The sequence below is a fragment of the Amycolatopsis tolypomycina genome (assembly GCF_900105945.1).
GTDB lineage: Bacteria > Actinomycetota > Actinomycetes > Mycobacteriales > Pseudonocardiaceae > Amycolatopsis > Amycolatopsis tolypomycina.
In genome coordinates this window covers 1,290,229-1,307,282 of sequence record NZ_FNSO01000004.1, presented here as the reverse complement: position 1 = coordinate 1,307,282, position 17,054 = coordinate 1,290,229, and the positions used below count along the sequence as shown (strand labels likewise).

At 72.3% G+C, this 17,054-nt stretch carries 13 protein-coding genes; 9 read left to right on the top strand and 4 right to left on the bottom strand.

The features are described from left to right. The first annotated feature begins 111 nt into the window (after positions 1 to 111). Both BLW76_RS16715 and BLW76_RS16710 read left to right on the top strand, forming a co-directional pair. Complete coding sequence (locus BLW76_RS16715) at positions 112 to 1,302, top strand: thiolase family protein (RefSeq protein ID WP_091308179.1); 1,191 nt, start codon at positions 112 to 114, stop codon at positions 1,300 to 1,302. Further along, positions 1,302 to 3,413 carry a 3-hydroxyacyl-CoA dehydrogenase NAD-binding domain-containing protein gene (locus BLW76_RS16710; RefSeq protein WP_091308177.1) on the top strand — a complete coding sequence of 704 codons (2,112 nt, stop codon included), beginning with the start codon at positions 1,302 to 1,304 and terminating at the stop codon, positions 3,411 to 3,413. The genes BLW76_RS16715 and BLW76_RS16710 overlap by 1 nt, the downstream gene beginning before the upstream one ends. Here BLW76_RS16710 and BLW76_RS16705 read toward each other — a convergent pair. Next, the gene (locus tag BLW76_RS16705) at positions 3,410 to 3,838 is read right to left on the bottom strand and encodes a hypothetical protein (RefSeq protein ID WP_244170187.1); all 429 of its coding nucleotides are present in this window, start codon (positions 3,836 to 3,838) and stop codon (positions 3,410 to 3,412) included. The genes BLW76_RS16710 and BLW76_RS16705 overlap by 4 nt on opposite strands. A gap of 70 nt (positions 3,839 to 3,908) precedes the next feature. Here BLW76_RS16705 and BLW76_RS16700 point away from each other — a divergent pair, with 70 nt between their 5' ends. Beyond that, a complete protein-coding gene (locus BLW76_RS16700; RefSeq protein WP_091308172.1) occupies positions 3,909 to 5,435 on the top strand; it encodes a PHP domain-containing protein in 1,527 nt (508 codons plus the stop codon). A 32-nt stretch (positions 5,436 to 5,467) separates the two neighbouring features. Next, positions 5,468 to 6,553 carry an alpha/beta hydrolase gene (locus BLW76_RS16695; protein ID WP_244170186.1) on the top strand — a complete coding sequence of 362 codons (1,086 nt, stop codon included), beginning with the start codon at positions 5,468 to 5,470 and terminating at the stop codon, positions 6,551 to 6,553. A gap of 119 nt (positions 6,554 to 6,672) precedes the next feature. Here the strand turns inward: BLW76_RS16695 and BLW76_RS16690 are convergent, their stop codons facing one another. From BLW76_RS16690 to BLW76_RS16680, 3 genes are read right to left on the bottom strand one after another with little or no spacing between them, the layout of a single operon-like run. Continuing rightward, a complete protein-coding gene (locus BLW76_RS16690; RefSeq protein ID WP_091308169.1) occupies positions 6,673 to 7,797 on the bottom strand; it encodes a sensor histidine kinase in 1,125 nt (374 codons plus the stop codon). Beyond that, positions 7,794 to 8,474 carry a response regulator transcription factor gene (locus BLW76_RS16685; RefSeq protein ID WP_167384631.1) on the bottom strand — a complete coding sequence of 227 codons (681 nt, stop codon included), beginning with the start codon at positions 8,472 to 8,474 and terminating at the stop codon, positions 7,794 to 7,796. Before BLW76_RS16685 ends, BLW76_RS16690 begins: the two co-directional genes overlap by 4 nt. Positions 8,475 to 8,509: 35 nt before the next feature. Further along, positions 8,510 to 9,949: a PucR family transcriptional regulator ligand-binding domain-containing protein gene (locus tag BLW76_RS16680; protein WP_091308163.1), complete on the bottom strand. Its 1,440-nt coding sequence runs from the start codon at positions 9,947 to 9,949 to the stop codon at positions 8,510 to 8,512. Between the two features lie 151 nt (positions 9,950 to 10,100). Here BLW76_RS16680 and BLW76_RS16675 point away from each other — a divergent pair, with 151 nt between their 5' ends. Genes BLW76_RS16675 through BLW76_RS16655 form a run of 5 tightly spaced genes read left to right on the top strand, consistent with a single transcriptional unit; the run spans position 10,101 to position 16,975 of the window. Continuing rightward, positions 10,101 to 11,591 carry a sodium:solute symporter family protein gene (locus tag BLW76_RS16675; protein WP_244170185.1) on the top strand — a complete coding sequence of 497 codons (1,491 nt, stop codon included), beginning with the start codon at positions 10,101 to 10,103 and terminating at the stop codon, positions 11,589 to 11,591. Between the two features lie 5 nt (positions 11,592 to 11,596). Next, positions 11,597 to 12,541: an agmatinase gene (gene speB, locus BLW76_RS16670; RefSeq protein ID WP_091308160.1), complete on the top strand. Its 945-nt coding sequence runs from the start codon at positions 11,597 to 11,599 to the stop codon at positions 12,539 to 12,541. Next, positions 12,538 to 14,181 carry a thiamine pyrophosphate-binding protein gene (locus BLW76_RS16665; protein WP_091308157.1) on the top strand — a complete coding sequence of 548 codons (1,644 nt, stop codon included), beginning with the start codon at positions 12,538 to 12,540 and terminating at the stop codon, positions 14,179 to 14,181. The genes speB and BLW76_RS16665 overlap by 4 nt, the downstream gene beginning before the upstream one ends. Then, a complete protein-coding gene (locus BLW76_RS16660) occupies positions 14,178 to 15,536 on the top strand; it encodes an aminobutyraldehyde dehydrogenase (RefSeq protein WP_091308155.1) in 1,359 nt (452 codons plus the stop codon). Before BLW76_RS16665 ends, BLW76_RS16660 begins: the two co-directional genes overlap by 4 nt. Continuing rightward, on the top strand, positions 15,533 to 16,975 hold the full coding sequence (locus tag BLW76_RS16655) for a purine-cytosine permease family protein (RefSeq protein ID WP_091308152.1): 1,443 nt from the start codon (positions 15,533 to 15,535) through the stop codon (positions 16,973 to 16,975). Before BLW76_RS16660 ends, BLW76_RS16655 begins: the two co-directional genes overlap by 4 nt. The last annotated feature ends 79 nt before the right edge of the window (positions 16,976 to 17,054 follow it).

Sequence of the window (17,054 nt, the reverse complement as noted above, 5' to 3'; positions counted from 1 at the left end):
ACACCACTGGTTACCGGTGGGTAACAAGGGCTATCGTGCGGTCAACAACGTCTACTTTCTGGAGCATTCGTGGCCGCACCAGCAACGCCGCTCGCGCCGAACGCGCGGGGCGTGCGCAACGTCGCCTTCGTCGAGGGGGTCCGCACCCCCTTCGGCAAGGCCGGCGACAAGGGCATGTACGCCGGGACCCGGGCCGACGACCTCGTCGTCAACGCCATCCGCGAGCTGCTGCGGCGGCACCCCGAACTGCCGCCCGAGCGCGTCGACGAGGTGGCCATCGCCGCCACCACCCAGACCGGTGACCAGGGCCTGACCATCGGCCGCACCGCCGCGCTGCTGGCCGGGCTGCCCAAGTCCGTGCCCGGCTTCGCCATCGACCGCATGTGCGCCGGCGCCATGACGGCCGTCACCACCGCCGCGTCCGGCATCGGCTTCGGCGCCTACGACATCGCCATCGCCGGCGGCGTCGAGCACATGGGCCGCCACCCGATGGGCGAGGGCGTCGACCCGAACCCGCGGATCATCGCCGACAAGCTCGTCGACCCCACCGCGCTGGTCATGGGCCAGACCGCCGAGAACCTGCACGACCGGTTCCCCGCGATCACCAAGCTGCGCACCGACACCTACGCCGCGCGCAGCCAGGAGAAGTACGCCGAAGCCGTCAAGACCGGCAAGATCGGCCCGGAGCTGGTGCCGGTCGCCACCCGCAGCGCCGAGCTCGGCTGGGGCCTGGCCACCGAGGACGAGCCGCCGCGGCCGGGCACCACGGTCGAGCAGCTGGCGAACCTCAAGACGCCGTTCCGCCCGTTCGGCCGGATCACCGCGGGCAACGCCGCGGGCCTCAACGACGGCGCGACCGCGTCGATCCTCGCCGACGAGGAAACCGCCCGCGAGCTGGGCCTGCCCGTCGCCATGCGGCTGGTCGGCTACTCCTTCGCCGGCGTCGAGCCGGAGGTCATGGGCATCGGCCCGGTGCCGGCCACCGAGAAGCTGTTCAAGCGCACCGGCCTGTCCATCGACGACATCGGCCTGTTCGAGATCAACGAGGCCTTCGCCGTCCAGGTGCTGGCCTTCCTCGACCACTTCGGCATCGCCGACGACGACCCGCGCGTCAACCAGTGGGGCGGCGCCATCGCGTGCGGCCACCCGCTCGCCTCGTCCGGTGTCCGGCTCATGACGCAGCTGGCCCGCCAGTTCGCCGAGCGGCCCGACGTGCGGTACGGCATGACCACGATGTGCATCGGTATCGGCATGGGCGGCACCGTGATCTGGGAGAACCCGGCGTTCGAGGGGGCGAAGTAATGACTTTCACCGCTGAAGCAGCGAAGGCCGCGTTCCCGGACGAGGTCGTCACGGTTGCGAAGACCCGCCTGGTCAAGGTGCCCGGGCTCCAGAAGCCCGTCGCGCTGATCACGCTCGACAACGGCCACGACCACACCCGGCCGAACACCTTCGGCCCCCAGGGCCTGGTGTCGCTGAACGCCGCGCTGGACGAGGCCTTCGCCGCCGAGCCGGCCGCGATCGCCGTCACCGGCAAGCCGTTCATCTTCGCCGTCGGTGCCGACCTGTCCGGCGTCGAGGCCGTCAGCGACCCGCAGCTGGCGCGCGAGATCGCCCAGACCGGGCACGACGTGTTCCGCCGCCTCACCGAGTCTTCGATCCCGACCTTCGGGTTCGTCAACGGCGCGGTCATGGGCGGCGGCCTGGAACTGGCGCTGTCCTGCCACTACCGGACGCTGTCGGAGAACACCGCCGCCATCGCGTTCCCCGAGGTCTTCCTCGGCCTGTTCCCGGGCTGGGGCGGCACGCAGCTGCTGCCGAACCTCATCGGCGCCGACGCCGCCGTCACGGTGATCATCGAGAACGCCCTGGCACAGAACAAGATGCTCTCCGTCAAGCAGGCGGCCGAGCTCGGCATCGTCGACCAGGTCTTCGGCTCGGCCGACTACCTCGAGCAGTCGCTGCTGTGGCTCGCGAAGGTGGTCAACGGCGAGATCACCCCGGCTCGCCGCGAGATCGACCGCGGCTCCGCGTGGGACGCGGCCATCGCCCGCGCGAAGTCCATTGTGGACGGCCGCACGCACGGCGCCTCGCCGGGCGCGACCAAGGCCGTCGAGCTGCTCGAACTGGCCCGCGAAAACGATCTGGACCGCGGCTACGCGGCCGAGACCGACGGCCTCGCCGAGCTGCTCATGTCCGACGTCCTGCGCGCCGGGCTGTACTCGTTCAACCTGGTCAACAAGCGTGCCAAGCGCCCGGCCGGCGCGCCGGACAAGTCCCTGGCGCGCAAGGTGAACAAGGTCGGCATCGTCGGCGCCGGCCTGATGGCCAGCCAGCTCGCGCTGCTGTTCGTGCGCCGCCTCAAGGTGCCGGTCGTGCTCACCGACGTCGACCAGGAACGCGTCGACAAGGGCGTCGGCTATGTCCACGCCGAGATCGACAAGCTCCTGGGCAAGAAGCGGCTGTCCCCGGACGCCGCCAACCGGCTCAAGGCCCTGGTGACCGGCTCGCTCGACAAGGCCGCGTTCTCCGACGCCGACTTCGTCATCGAAGCCGTCTTCGAGGAGCTCGGCGTCAAGCAGCAGGTGTTCGCCGAGCTGGAGCAGCACGTCAAGCCCGAGGCGATCCTGGCGACGAACACCTCGTCGCTGTCGATCACCGCGATGGCGTCGAAGCTGCAGCACCCCGAGCGGGTCGTCGGCTTCCACTTCTTCAACCCGGTCGCCGTGCTGCCGCTGCTGGAGATCGTCCGCGGCGAGCAGACCGACGACGCTTCGCTGGCGACGGCGTTCTCCGTCGGCAAGCAGCTGAAGAAGTCCAGCGTGCTGGTGAAGGACGCGTCGGCGTTCGTCGTCAACCGGCTCCTGCTGCGCTTCCTCGGCGAGGTGCTGGTCACCGTCGACGAGGGCACGCCGTTCGACGTCGCCGACAAGGCCCTCGAGCCGCTGGGCCTGCCGATGACGCCGCTGACGCTGATGCAGCTCGTCGGCCCGGCCATCGCGCTGCACGTCGGCGAGACGCTGCACGAGTCGTTCCCGGACCGGTTCACCGTGTCCGAAAACCTCGCGAAGTTCGTCAAGGCGGGCAAGAAGGGCGTCTGGATCTGGGACGCCCAGGGCAACGCCTCGGCCGACCCCGAGGTCGTCGCGCTGTGGACGCAGGGCGACCAGCCGTCCACTTCGGAGCAGGTGCGCGAGCGGGCGCTGGCCGCGATCGCCGAGGAGATCCGGATCATGCTCGACGAGGGCGTGGTCGCCGAGGCGCAGGACATCGACCTGTGCCTGATCCTGGGCGCCGGCTGGCCGTTCTGGAACGGCGGCATCACGCCGTACCTGGACCGCTCCGGCGTGTCCGAGCGGGTGAACGGCAAGCCGTTCCTCGCCCCGGGTGTGGCTTCGGTCCCGGCGCGCTAGTACTCGCCCTCACGAGGGCACTTCGGCGGCGGCGCAGTGAGGTTCAGCTGCGCCGCCGTCGTGTCGGAGTCGATCACCGTCACCCGCTCGGCGGTCCGGTAGCGGGCGTGCAGCTCCTGCGCCCACGCCTTCAGGTCGGTGCCCGGGACGGCGAGCAGGGACGCCGACGGCGGGTCGACGAACACCCGCCGGGCCTTCGGGTCGTCGCGGAAGGACGGCAGCGCGGCCCGCATGTCCTCTTCGGACAAAAAGGTCACGACGACCGCCGCGCACAACGTGTGTCCCGCCAGCGGCGCCGGGTTCGTGTCGACCGGCAGCTCCGGCGGCCGGACGAGCGCGTCGACGAAGAACGCGAGCCCCACGCCCGCGGCCAGTGCCAGCGCGATCACCGGCAGCAGCACCCGGCCCAGGGGTTTCTCCTCCACACCGAAGATCACAGCACAGTTGGCCGCCGGGACACCGCCCGTTCACCCCGGCGGCTTAGCGTCCCCCGCCGTGACCACCGATCGACGCCGCTTCCTCAAGGGCGCCGGCCTCGCGGCCGCCGCCGCGGGCCTGCCGCTGCCCGCCCCCGAGACCTTCGCCGGCTTCGCCCCCGGCCGCTACCAGTGGCTGGTCGGCGACCACCACACGCACAGCCAGTACTCCTACGACGCGATGTACCGGATCGACGACATCGCGCGCGGCGGCCGGGCGCACGGCGCGGACTGGATCGTCTTCACCGACCACGGCCACGCCGAGCACGAGAAGGTGTCGGTCGAGCCCACCGAAGCCGACTTCCTCGCCGCCCGGGCGAAGTACCCGGACCTGCTGCTGTGGCACGGCCTGGAGTGGAACGTCCCGGGCGCCGAGCACGCGACGGTGTTCTTCCAGGCCGGGGACCAGCAGGCGGCGAAGCTGCGCGAGTTCGAGCGGGCCTTCGACTGGCGGCTGACGAACTCGGAGGCGTCGAGCCCGGCGAACGAGGCCCTCGCGCTGCGGGCGTTGCGCTGGCTCTCCGACTCCGAACGCGCGCGGCGGATCCACGCGCCGGTCGTGCTGATCAACCACCCGCTGCGCAACGGCCGCGTCGCCCCGCACGAGCTGCGCGCCTACCGCGACGCCGCGCCGGGCATCGTCATCGGCATGGAAGGCGCGCCCGGCGCCCAGGCGGACGGCTTCCCGAAGCCGCTCGGCAACGGCGGCGCGCGCGGCGGTTACATCAACACCCCGGGCCCGAACTCGTGGCCGGGCTACCCGGCCGAGGCCTACCGGACGCACGGCGGCTGGGACTGGGCGACGGCGAAGGTCGGCGGGCTGTGGGACTCGCTGCTCGCCGAGGGCAAGCCGTGGTGGATCACCACGAACTCCGACTCGCACTACAACCGCGGCGACACGCTGGTCCGCCCGGACGTGCCGGGCGACTGGTACGACACGCACGGCAAGTTCCCCGACCCGGTCGATGCCGGCACGCCGCAGCTGGCCGCGCCGTACGCGGACTTCTACCCGGGCGAGTTCAGCCGCACGTACGTCGGCGTCACGCGGCGCAGCCTCGAAGGCGTCCTGGAGGGCCTGCGGGCCGGGCGGATCTGGCTGACGCACGGCGGCCTGGTCCAGGACCTGGCGGTCGACGCGCACGGCGGCGGTTCCTCGGCGACGCTGGGCGGGCGGCTGCGGGTGCGGCGCGGCTCGGACGTCACGGTCGTGGTGCGGGCACGGCTGGCGTCGCGGCCGAACGGCGGTGGCTCGGTGCCGCGGCTGGCGCGCCTGGACGTCGTCGCGGGGCCGGTCACCGGCCCGGTCGCCGACCGCGACGCGATGACCGCGCCGGGCACGCGGGTGGTCGCGTCGTTCGAGCCGCGGTGGGCGCCGGGACGGCAGGTCGTCTTCCGGCACACGTTCCGGAACGTGCGGGAGCCGTTCTACTTCCGCGTCCGGGGCTCGAACGGCGACGCCGAGCCCACGCCGGACGTCGTCGGCCAAGCCAACCCGTTCGAGGACCTGTGGCTGTACACGAATCCGCTTTTTGCGGATGTTTGTTGAACAACCCGGCCCCAGTGTCCATTGTATACGGTGTGAGAAAACTGCTCGTGTGGTCGATCATGACCGGGTTGAAGTTCCTGCTGCGGCTGCCGGAGCCGGTGCTGCGGGTGATCGCCGGCCGTCCGGTGGTGGTGGCCGGGCGGCAGCCGGTGCTTTCCGCACGGGTGCTGATGCGGGTGTCGCGGCTGGCGCCGTTCGACGCGCCGCACCGCAACGGCGACCTCGCGCGGGCCCGGGCCGAGCTGAACCTGGCCGGCGCGCTCGCCGGCGCGGGGATCTGCCCCGGCGTCCGGACCCGCGACCTCTCGTGGCCCGGACCGGGCGGCCCGCTGCCGCTGCGGCTGTACGAACCGGAGGGCGTCCCGGCGCACGGCCCGGCGCTCGTGTACTTCCACGGCGGCGGGTTCGTGCTCGGCAGCCTCGACACGCACGAAGGCGCGTGCCGGCTGCTGGCCGAGGAAGCCGGGGTGCGGGTGGTGTCGGCCGGCTACCGGCTGGCTCCGGAACACCGGTTCCCGGCGGCGGCCACGGACGCGATGGGCGCCTTCGCCCACGTGCACGCCCACGCGGCGGAGTTCGGCATCGACCCGGACCGGCTGGCGGTGGGCGGCGACAGCAGCGGCGGCAACCTGGCGGCGGTGGTCGCGCACGCGGCCGCCCGCGGCGAGCTGCCCCGGCCGGTCTTCAGCCTCCTGCTCACCCCGGCGACGGACGCGCTCGGTTCGTCACGGTCCCACCAGCAGTTCGGCTCGGGTTTCCGCCTCGACCGGGACGAGTGGGCCTGGTACCGCGAGCAGTACCTCCGCGACCCGGCCCGCTACAAGGACCCCCGCGCATCGGTCCTGTACGACGACTGCCTCGACGGCCTCCCCCCGACGTACGTGGCCACGTGCGGCTTCGACCTCCTGCGCGACGAAGGCGAGGCCTACGCCGAACGCCTCGCCTCGGCGGGAGTCCCCCTGGTCCACCGACGTCACGAAGGCCAGCTCCACGGCTTCGCCAACCGAGTAGGCGTGGACCCGGACGCCCGCGCAGCCATGCTCCACGCCGCCGGAGTCCTCCGCGCCGCCCTCGCCCTCGCCCCACCGCGTGATCGAGCACGGAACTCGCGTGATTGAGGCCGGATCTCGCGTGATTGAGCACGGAACTCGCGAGATCCGCCTCCAATCACGCGAGATCCGCCTCTGATCACGCGAGTTCCGCTCCCGATCACGCGAGATTCGTGCTCGATCACGGGTCAGTGGGCGGGGAGGTGGACCGTGACGCCGAGGCCGCCGCCCACGATGGGCTCGGCCGTGACCGTTCCGCCGTGGGCCGACACCGCGGCCCGGACGATCGACAACCCGAGACCCGCGCCGTGGCGGGCCGTGCGGGCGACCCCGGCGCGGCGGAACGGCTCGAACAGCTCCGGCACCGCCGCCGGGTCGACCAGGCCGCCCGAAGACCGGACGCGCAGGGTCGACCACCGCGGCCCCGGCTGGGTCACGACCTCCAGCCAGCCGCCGTCGACGTTGTGGCGGACCGCGTTCTCCAGCAGGTTGCCCGCGATCCGCTCCAGCAGCGCCGGGTCGCCGAACGCCGACGCGGGCACCACGGCGAACGTCGCCCGGATGCCGCGTTGCGCGGCTTCCCGCTGCACCGCCCGCCACGCCCGGTCGACGACGACCGCCAGGTCCACCGGCTCGTGCACGCCCAGCCCGGCACCGTCGGTGCGGGCCAGCAGCAGCAGGGAGTTCACCAGCTGCCCGGCCCGCTCGGTCGCGTCGCGGACCACGCCGGCCATCCGCCGCAGCTCGGCTTCGTCGGCGTCGTCGTCGGCGAGGGTGACGTCGAGTTCCGTGCGGATCACCGACAACGGCGTCCGCAGCTCGTGACTCGCGTTCGCCACGAAATGCCGCTGCGCGTCGAAGGCGGCCTGGAGCCGGTCGAGCATGTCGTCGAACGTGCTCGCCAGCTCGGCCAGCTCGTCGCGGGACCGGATCTCGCCGATCCGCTCCCCCAGCGACTCGACCGACAGCCGCCGCGCGGTGCCGGTGATCTCGCGCAGCGGCAGCAGGACGCGGGAGGTGAACGTCCAGGCGAGGATCGCCGCGGCCGCCACCACCAGCAGGAACGCGATCGAGCCGAACAGCAGCATCCGGTCGCGGGCGTGCACGCGCAGGTGCTCGGACAGCGTCGAGGCGTCGACCGTGACGCCGTCGACGACGACCACGCTGCCCGGCGGCATCTGCGGGACGGTGTCGAGCGAGTCCCGCACCAGCGTCCAGGCCAGCCAGAGCAGCAGCAGGCTGACGGCGGCGACCAGCACGGTCGCCAGCAGGGTGATCCGGGCGCGGAGGGTGCGGGTGCCCGGCAGGTTCACGCGCGCTGCGGTGTGCCGGGTTCCGGCACGCGGTACCCGGAGCCGACGACGGTCTCGATGATCCCCGGCTCGCCGAGCTTCTTGCGCAGCGTCATGACGGTGACCCGGACGGTCGTGGTGAACGGGTCGGCGTTCTCGTCCCAGACGCGTTCGAGGAGTTCTTCGCTGCTGACGACGGACCCGGCGGCCTGCAGCAGGACCTCGAGGACGCCGAACTCCTTGCGCGTCAGCTCCACCGGCCCGCTCGCGCGCCGGACCGTGCGTTTGGCCGGGTCGAGTTCGACGTCGCCGGCGGTGAGCAGCGGCGGCGCGGCCGGCGTGGCCCGGCGGCCCAGCGCCCGCACCCGCGCGACCAGCTCGGGGAAGGCGAACGGCTTGGCGAGGTAGTCGTCGGCGCCGAGCGACAGCCCTTCGACGCGGTCGGACACCGAGCTGCTCGCGGTGAGCATCAGCACCCGGGTCAGCTCCCCGGAGGCGACGATCTCCCGGCACAGCTCGTCGCCGGACATCCCGGGCAGGTCCCGGTCCAGCAGCACGACGTCGTACCGCGTGACGGCGGCCTTCTCGTGCCCGTCGTCCCCGGTGAGCGCGACGTCCACCGCCATCCCCTCACGGCGCAGCCCGCGGGCGATCGCGTCGGCCAGGGGTTCTTCGTCCTCGACTACCAAAACTCGCACGAGCCCACAATCCCATATTTTCCTGAGAGTGCCCTTTAAGGACCCTGTGCCATCCAGCGCAGCGCGAACCACAGCCGCATCCGGGTCTCGGGGTCCGCCAGGTCCACGTCCAAAGCCCGCTCCACCTGCGCGATCCGGTGCCTCACGGAGTTCCGGTGCACGCCCAGTTCCGCGGCCGTCGGTTCCCAGCCGCCGTGGTGGGCCAGCCACGTCCGCAGCGTCAGCACCAACGACCGGTCGCCGGCCTCGTCGAGGGCCACCAGCGGCGCCAACGCCCGCGAGGCGAACCCGCGGGAGGCGCCCGGGTCCAGCAGGGCCTCGAAGTCGAGCGGCTCGCTCCCGGCCACGACCGGGCGGCCGAGCGCCAGCGCCCGCGCCAGCAGCAGCTCCACCTCGGCCCCCGCCGAGGCCGCCTGGGCAGCCGGCACCGGCGACCCCACCGCCGCCAGCCAGCCGTGGGCACGCAGGTCTTCCAGCCGCGGGACCGAGCCGGCCACCGCCACGAACGTCCCCGGCCGCACCGAAACCAGCGGCGTGTCCAGCCGGGCGCGCAGCCAGTCCGCACGCTGGGCCACCTCGTCCGGCCCCCGCCGGTACGCCGCCCCGGCGACCAGCCGGACGACGTCCGCGCCCAGCAGCGCCCGGGCCACCTCCCCGGGCGACGTCCGGCCGAGCAGCAGGCCGGTGGCCGCCGCGCCCAGCTCGGCCGCGTCCGAGCCCGCGCGGCCGACCAGGCCGAGCAGGGCCGCGCCGACGGCGAGGATCGTCCGCTCGGCGCCGTCGAGCCGCGCGCGCCTGCCGACGACCACCAGGTGCGACGCCGTGGCCTGCGGGTACACCGGCTGGACGACGACGAACCCGCCGTCGGTCTCCGTCGTCGCGCTCCGGATCCCGCTGCCCGCCCGCACGGTCGCCATCAGCTCGCGCACCTCGGGCGGCAGCGGCACCGGCGCGTCGTGCGCCGAAGCCAGCACGTCCCCGGCGCCGACCAGGGCGACCCACGACCGCAGCACGTCCGCCAGCGCCGACGTCAGTTCGCCGAGCCCGCCGCCGGCCGCACGCGTCAACGTCTCGCGGGCCGCCGTGATCCGCCGCTGGTCGCGCTGCCCGGCCTCGGTCAGCGCGACCGAGACGGCCCGGTTGACCGCCAGGAACGGCGTGCGCGACGGCACCACGAGCAGCGGCAGCCCGCGGCGCGCGCAGGCCCGGCGCAGGGACTCCGGCAGCGTCTCGTGCACCGACGGGGTGAGGCCGAAGCCGAGCGCCGTGACGCCGGCGTCCCGCAGCCCGCGCACGTACCCGTCGATCCGCTCGGGCAGGTTGACGCCCGCGGTGAGGATCAGCTCGCCGCCCAGCAGGTAGGGCGCGGGATCCTGCAGCTCGCTGACGTGGGCCCAGCGCACGGGCAGGTCCAGCGCACCCGGCCGCAGGGTCTCGGGGACGACTTCCAGGGCGAGCTCCCGGTTGCCGACCACGTCCCGTAACGGGACATTCACCTCCGTGGACAACGAATCCGCGGCTGTGGCCATTTCGTCCTCACTCAAGTCGACATAGGGACGAATCATCCCATGCCACGGAGACCGCGGGCGAACCTACGGTGACCCGAAACGACGTGAGGAGGACACCGTGACCGGCGACTACGCAGTGATCGCGCTGTACATCGCGGCCATGCTCGGGGTCGGTTGGTACGGCCTCCGGCTCGCGAAGACGAAGTCGGACTACCTCGTCGCCGGGCGGCGGCTGGGCTGGTTCATGTACTCCGGGACGATGTCGGCCGTCGTCCTCGGCGGCGCGTCGACGGTCGGCGGCGTGAAGCTCGGCTACACCTACGGCATCTCCGGGATGTGGCTGGTCGTCAGCATCGGCGTCGGCATCCTGGTGCTGCACGCGCTGTTCGCGCGGCGGCTGGTGCGGCTGAAGGTCTACACCGTCGGCGAGATGCTCGACCTGCGCTACGGCGGCCGCACCAGCGCGGTGTCCGGCGTCGTCATGTGGGGCTACACGCTGATGCTCACGGTGACCTCGACGCTGGCCTTCGCGACGATCTTCAAGGTGCTGTTCGACCTGCCGAACTGGGCCGGGATCGCGATCGGCGGCTCGATCGTGGTGCTCTACTCGGTGCTCGGCGGCATGTGGTCGATCACGCTCGCCGACATCGCGCAGTTCGTCATCAAGACCATCGGCATCCTGCTGATCCTGCTGCCGGTGGCGATCTCGTCGGCGGGCGGCTTCTCGGGGATGAGCGAGAAGCTCGACGCGAGTTTCTTCAGCTTCACCGCGATCGGCACCGACACGATCATCACGTACTTCGTGATCTACACCTTCGGCCTGCTGATCGGCCAGGACATCTGGCAGCGCGTCTTCACCGCCCGCACGCCGGCGATCGCGACGTCCGGCGGCATCACCTCCGGCGTCTACTGCCTCGTCTACGGCCTGGCCGGCGCGCTCATCGGCACCGCCGCGCACACGCTCTACCCGGACATCGCCAGCGCGCAGGACGCCTTCGCGACGATCGTCGAACGCCTGCTGCCCACCGGCGTCCGCGGCCTGGTGCTGGCCGCCGCGCTCTCGGCGATGATGTCGACGGCAAGCGGCGCGCTGATCGCGTGTTCGACCACGACGACGTCGGACCTGCTCACCAAGCTGGGCCTGAAGAAGGGCGGCGAGGTCAGCCGCAACCGGATCGCCACGCTGCTGCTCGGCCTGCTGGCCATCGGCATCGCGATGATCGTCGACGACGTCGTCAACGCGCTCACCATCGCCTACGACATCCTGGTCGGCGGCCTGCTGGTGGCGATCGTCGGCGCGCTGTTCTGGAAGCGCGGCACGCGCCAGGGCGCGTACGCGTCGATGGTGGCCGGCACGATCTCGGTCATCGCATTCATGGTCATCGACGGCGTCGACGCCAACACCCCGATCTACTGGGGTCTCGGCGTGAGCCTGGTCGTGTACCTGGCGGTCAGCCTCGCGACGCCCCGCACGTCCGACGCCGTTCTCTCCGTCTGGACCCGCCGCCTCGCCGGCGCCGAGCCGGCACTTTCACGTGAAAGTGCCCCGGAGCCCGCACCGCCAGGGCACTTTCACGTAAAAGTGCCCCTTCCCGAGAATCAGGAGTGACAGCAGTGCCTAACATCGGACCCCTCGACTCGTCGCGCATCCCCCGGTTCGCCGGTTTCGCGACCTTCGCGCGGCTGCCGCGGATCGACCAGGTCGAACGCGCCGACGTCGCCGTCGTCGGGGTGCCCTTCGACTCCGGCGTGTCCTACCGGCCCGGCGCGCGGTTCGGCCCGGCCGCGGTCCGCGAGGCGAGCCGGCTGCTGCGGCCGTACCACCCGGAGCTGGACGTCTCGCCGTTCGCCGAGAAGCAGGTCGTCGACGCCGGGGACATCGCGGTCAACCCGTTCAACATCGGCGAGGCGATCGAGACGCTGCAGCAGGAAGCCGAGGCGCTGCAGGCGAACGGGACGCAGCTGGTGACCGTCGGCGGCGACCACACCATCGCGCTGCCGCTGCTGCGCGCGGCGGCGAAGCGGCACGGACCCGTTGCCCTGCTGCACTTCGACGCGCACCTCGACACCTGGGACACCTACTTCGGCGAGCCGTACACCCACGGCACCCCGTTCCGGCGGGCGTCCGAGGAGGGCATCCTCGACACGAGCGCGCTCTCGCACGTCGGCACGCGCGGGCCGCTGTACGGCAAGCGCGACCTCGAAGAGGACCGACGGCTCGGCTTCGGCATCGTCACCTCCGGCGACGTCATGCGCCGCGGGGTCGCCGAAACCGTCGACGCGCTGCGGCAGCGCATCGGCGACCGCCCGCTGTACGTCTCGGTCGACATCGACGTGCTCGACCCGGCCCACGCCCCCGGCACGGGCACGCCGGAAGCGGGCGGCATGACCAGCCGCGAGCTGCTGGAGATCCTGCGCGGGCTGCGCGGCCTCAACCTGGTCGGCGCGGACGTCGTCGAGCTCGCCCCGGCCTACGACCACGCCGAGATCACCGCCATCGCGGCCTCCCACGTCGCCTACGACCTGGTGAGCCTGCTGGCGCTGGGGAAGGGCGCATGAGCCGCATCGGCGGCGACGTCGTCGTCGAGACCCTGCGGGCGCTGGGCGCCGACACGGTGTTCGGCCTGCCGGGCCAGCACGCGCTGGGGCTGTTCGAGGCCCTGCGGCGCGCCGACGACGTGCGCGTGATCAGCGGGCGCGTCGAGAACAACCTCGCCTTCGCCGCCGACGGCCACGCCCGCGCCCGGCTCGCGGCGGACCCGGACGGCCCGGTGCCGGTGACTCCGCTGGTCGTCTCCACCGGCCCGGGTGCGCTGCTCACGTTGGCTTCGCTGCAGGAGTCGCGGGCGGCTTCGGTGCCGGTGCTGGGTATCTCCAGCCAGGTCCCGGTCGCCGGGCTGGGCGGCGGGCGGCACGGCTACCTGCACGAGCTGCCCGACCAGCAGGCCAGCTTCCGGGACGTCGTCAAGTCGGTGCACGTCGTGCGGCGCGCGAGCCAGATCCCGACGGCGCTGCGGGAGGCGTGGACGTCGGCGGCGACCGCGCCCTACGGCCCGGTGTGGGTCGAGATCCCCCAGGACGTGCTGCTCGGGCCGGCCGGCCTGCCGCCGATCACGTCGGTGTCGGCCGCGCCGGTTCCCCTGGAACCGCTGCCGGAGCTGGTGACCGAGGCCGCACAGCTGCTGGGTGCGGCTTCGAATCCGGTGATCCTCGCCGGCGGCGGTGCCTTGCGGTCCGGCGCGGCGGCCGAGCTGACGGCGCTGGCCGAGGCGCTGCGGGCGCCGGTGATCTCGACGTTCGGCGGCAAGGGCGTCTTCGGCTGGGACCACGAGCTGTCCGGCCGGTCGTGGCTGGAGGACTGGCACACCACGGAGTTCCTCGCGGCCGCCGACGTGCTGCTCGTGCTCGGCTCCGGCCTCGGCGAGCTGTCCAGCAACTACCGCGGGTTCGCGCCGCGCGGCCGGGTGATCCAGGTCGAGGCGGACCCGGGCAAGCTGGAGTCGAACTACCCCGCCTTGGGCATCCACGCCGACGTCCGGCTCACCCTGCAGGCGCTGCTGGAGTGGGTGCCGATGCGGGCGTCGGACGGCCGGGCCGAATCGTCCGTCTCGGCGCTGCTCGCGGCCGTGGAGTCCCGGTTGGACGGTCAGGACCTGGCGGCCGAGCGGAAGCTGATCGACGACATCCGCGCCGCGCTCCCGGACGGCACGCAGACGTTCTGGGACATGACGATCGCGGCGTACTGGGCCTGGTCGGCGTGGAACCCCGAGGGCGCGCCGATCCACACGGCCCAGGGCGCGGGCGGGCTGGGCTACGGGCTGCCGGGCGCCCTCGGCGCAGCGGCGGCGGGCCGTCCGACGCTCGCGGTGTCCGGCGACGGCGGCGCGATGTACGGCGTCGCCGAGCTGGCCACGGCGGTGCAGCACGACCTCGACGTCACGTGGCTGATCATCGACGACGGCGGCTACGGCATCCTCCGCGAGTACCTCACCGACACGTTCGGCCGGACGACGGCGACCGAGCTGGCCCGGCCCGACTTCGTGGCGCTGGCGTCGTCCTTCGGCGTGCCGGCCACGCTGTCCTCGTTGGCCACCGTGGGCGCGGACCTGGCGGCGGCGCTGCGCACCCCCGGCCCGTCCGTCGTCGTCCTCCCGGCCCTGTTGAAGATGTTCGCGCCGACCCACCTGGAGCAGGCATGACCCGCACGCTCGACCTGACGGACCCGGCCACCGGCGAGGTGTTCGGCACTTCCCCCGTCGCCTCGCCGTCCGATGTGGACAAGGCACTGACGGCCGCCGCGCAAGCGTTTGCGGCCTGGCGGCGCAGCACTCCGGCGCAGCGGCAGCTGGCGTTGCTGAAGATCGCCGACGCGCTCGAGGCGAGGGCAGCGGAGCTCGCGGACCTCGAGGTGCGCGAGACGGGCAAGATCCGCGCGGTCGTTCTGGCGGAGGAGATCCCGGAGTGCGTGAGCGCACTGCGCTTCTTCGCCGGCGCGGCCCGCCACCTCGAAGGCACGGCGGCCGGGGAGTACACGCCGGGCCACACGTCGGTGATCCGCCGCGAGCCGATCGGCGTCTGCGCGCAGATCGCCCCGTGGAACTACCCGCTGATGATGGCGGTCTGGAAGATCGCCCCGGCCCTGGCGGCGGGCAACACCGTGGTGCTCAAGCCGGCGGAGACCACGCCGTCGACGGCGGTGCTGCTGGCCGAGGTGGCGGCGGAGTTCCTGCCCGCGGGCGCGTTCACCGTGCTGACCGGCGACCGCGACACCGGCCGTGCCCTGGTGCGCCATCCCCTGACGGACCTGGTCTCGATCACCGGGTCGACGCGCGCGGGCATCGACGTCGCGACGGTCGCGGCGGCGGACCTCAAGCGCACCCACCTGGAGCTGGGCGGCAACGCGCCACTGCTGGTGTTCCCCGACGTCGACGTGGCCACCACGGTCGAGGGCATCGTGGGCGCGGCGTTCTACAACGCGGGCCAGGACTGCACGGCGGGCAGCCGGGTCCTGGTCCACGAGTCGATCCACGAAGACTTCGTCGCCTCGCTGACGAAGGCGGCCGAGGCGCAGAAGCCGGGCGTCGACTACGGGCCCCTGAACAGCGCGGCGCAGTTCTCCCGCGTCGAAGGCCTCATCTCGCGCTTGCCGTCCCACGCCCGCATCGAAACGGGCGGCACCCGCTTCGGTTCCCAGGGCTTTTTCTTTGCGCCCACGGTGATCTCGGGCCTGCGGCAGGACGACGAGATCGTCCAGGAGGAGATCTTCGGCCCGGTGATCACGGTCCAGTCCTTTGCGGACGAGGCCGCGGGGGTCGCACTGGCCAACGGCGTCCCGTACGGCCTGGCGTCCTCGGTGTGGACGCGGGACCTCGGCGTTGCGGCGCGGGTGTCGGCGGAGCTGGACTTCGGGTGCGTGTGGGTGAACACGCACGGGCCACTGGTGGCGGAGATGCCCCACGGCGGCTTCGGCCACTCCGGGCTCGGGAAGGACCTGTCGGCGTACGCGTTCGCCGAGTACACCCGCGTCAAGCACGTGATGACGAGGTTCGCATGAAGGTGACGGAAGTCGAGCACCACGGCATCGCGCCGATCCCGCCGGCGGAGCAGACCTCGCGGCCCCGCGACCTGTTCCGCCTGGCGTTCGGCGGCGCGAACACGTTCGCGACGATCATCCTGGGCACGCTGCCGATCGCGTACGGCCTGAGCTTCCGCGACGCGGTCCTGGCCACGACCCTCGGCGTCGTGGTGGGCGGCCTGGTGCTGGCACCCATGGCGTTGTTCGGCCCGCGTACGCGCACCAACAACGCGGTGTCGTCGGGCGCGCACTTCGGCGTGGTCGGCCGCTGCGTGGGCTCGTTCCTGTCGCTGCTGACGGCGATCACGTTCTTCGCGATCTCGGTCTGGGTGAGCGGCGACGCGGTGGCCGGGGCGGCCCAGCGCCTCTTCGGCTTCGACGGCGGACCGGTGCTGCGCGGTTTCGCGTACGGCGTGATCGCGATCGCGACGCTGGTGGTGTGCATCTACGGCTACCGGTTCATGCTGCTGGTGAACCGCGTCGCGGTGGTCCTGGGCACGGCGATCATGCTCCTGGGCGTGTTCGCCTACGGCGGCTCGTTCGACCCGGGCTACGCGGGCACGGGCACGTACGCGCTGGGCACGTTCTGGCCGACGTTCACGTTGGCGGCACTGACGGCGTTGGCCAACCCGATCTCGTTCGGCGCGTTCCTCGGCGACTGGGCCCGCTACATCCCGGCGTCGTTCAGCAAGCGCTCTCTGCTGACGGCGCCGTTCCTGGCCCAGGTGGCCACGCTCCTGCCGTTCGGCTTCGGCATCGCCACGGCAACCCTGGTGGCGAACCCGGCCGACTACATCACGGGCCTGACGGCGATTTCCCCGCTGTGGTACGCGATCCCGCTGATCGTGGTGGCCCTGATCGGCGGCCTGTCGACGGGAACGACGTCGTTGTACGGAACGGGCCTGGACTTCAGTTCGATCTTCCCCCGGCTGTCCCGAGTACGGGCGACGCTGCTGATCGGCACGCTGAGCGTGGCGTTCATCTTCGTGGGCAACTTCGTCCTGGACATGGTGTCGAGCATCAACACGTTCGCCACGCTGATCGTCCTGTGCACGTCACCGTGGATGGTGATCATGATGATCGGCTTCGTCCAGCGCCGAGGGTACTACGACGTGGCGGACCTGCAGGTGTTCAACGAGGGCCGCCGCGGCGGCCGGTACTGGTTCACCCGAGGCGTGAACTGGCGAGCCATGGCGGCCTGGATCCCGGCGACAACGCTGGGCTTGCTGTGCGCGAACACACCGATGATCGCGGGGCCGTGGCGCGACATCGCCGGCGGAGTGGACGTGAGCCTCCTGGTGACGCTGCTGACAGCCGCGGTGGCGTATCCGGTGCTGGTGAAGCTGTTCCCGGAACCACCGGAAGTCTTCGCCCCAGCCCGGATTCCGGTCACCACCGCCCAGCCGGCCGAAGCCTGACCCGCCCCTCGGCCCTGGGGGCGCCCCCCGTTTTCCACTCTACCGGAGGGCACCGACAGTTTCCGGCCTGAAGTCCCCG

Excerpts from the sequence above, each read along its gene's own strand:
- BLW76_RS16710 (WP_091308177.1), top strand. The coding sequence starts at position 1,302 with ATGACTTTCACCGCTGAAGCAGCGAAGGCCGCGTTCCCGGACGAGGTC.
- BLW76_RS16665 (WP_091308157.1), top strand. The coding sequence starts at position 12,538 with ATGAGCCGCATCGGCGGCGACGTCGTCGTCGAGACCCTGCGGGCGCTG.
- BLW76_RS16660 (WP_091308155.1), top strand. The coding sequence starts at position 14,178 with ATGACCCGCACGCTCGACCTGACGGACCCGGCCACCGGCGAGGTGTTC.
- BLW76_RS16655 (WP_091308152.1), top strand. The coding sequence starts at position 15,533 with ATGAAGGTGACGGAAGTCGAGCACCACGGCATCGCGCCGATCCCGCCG.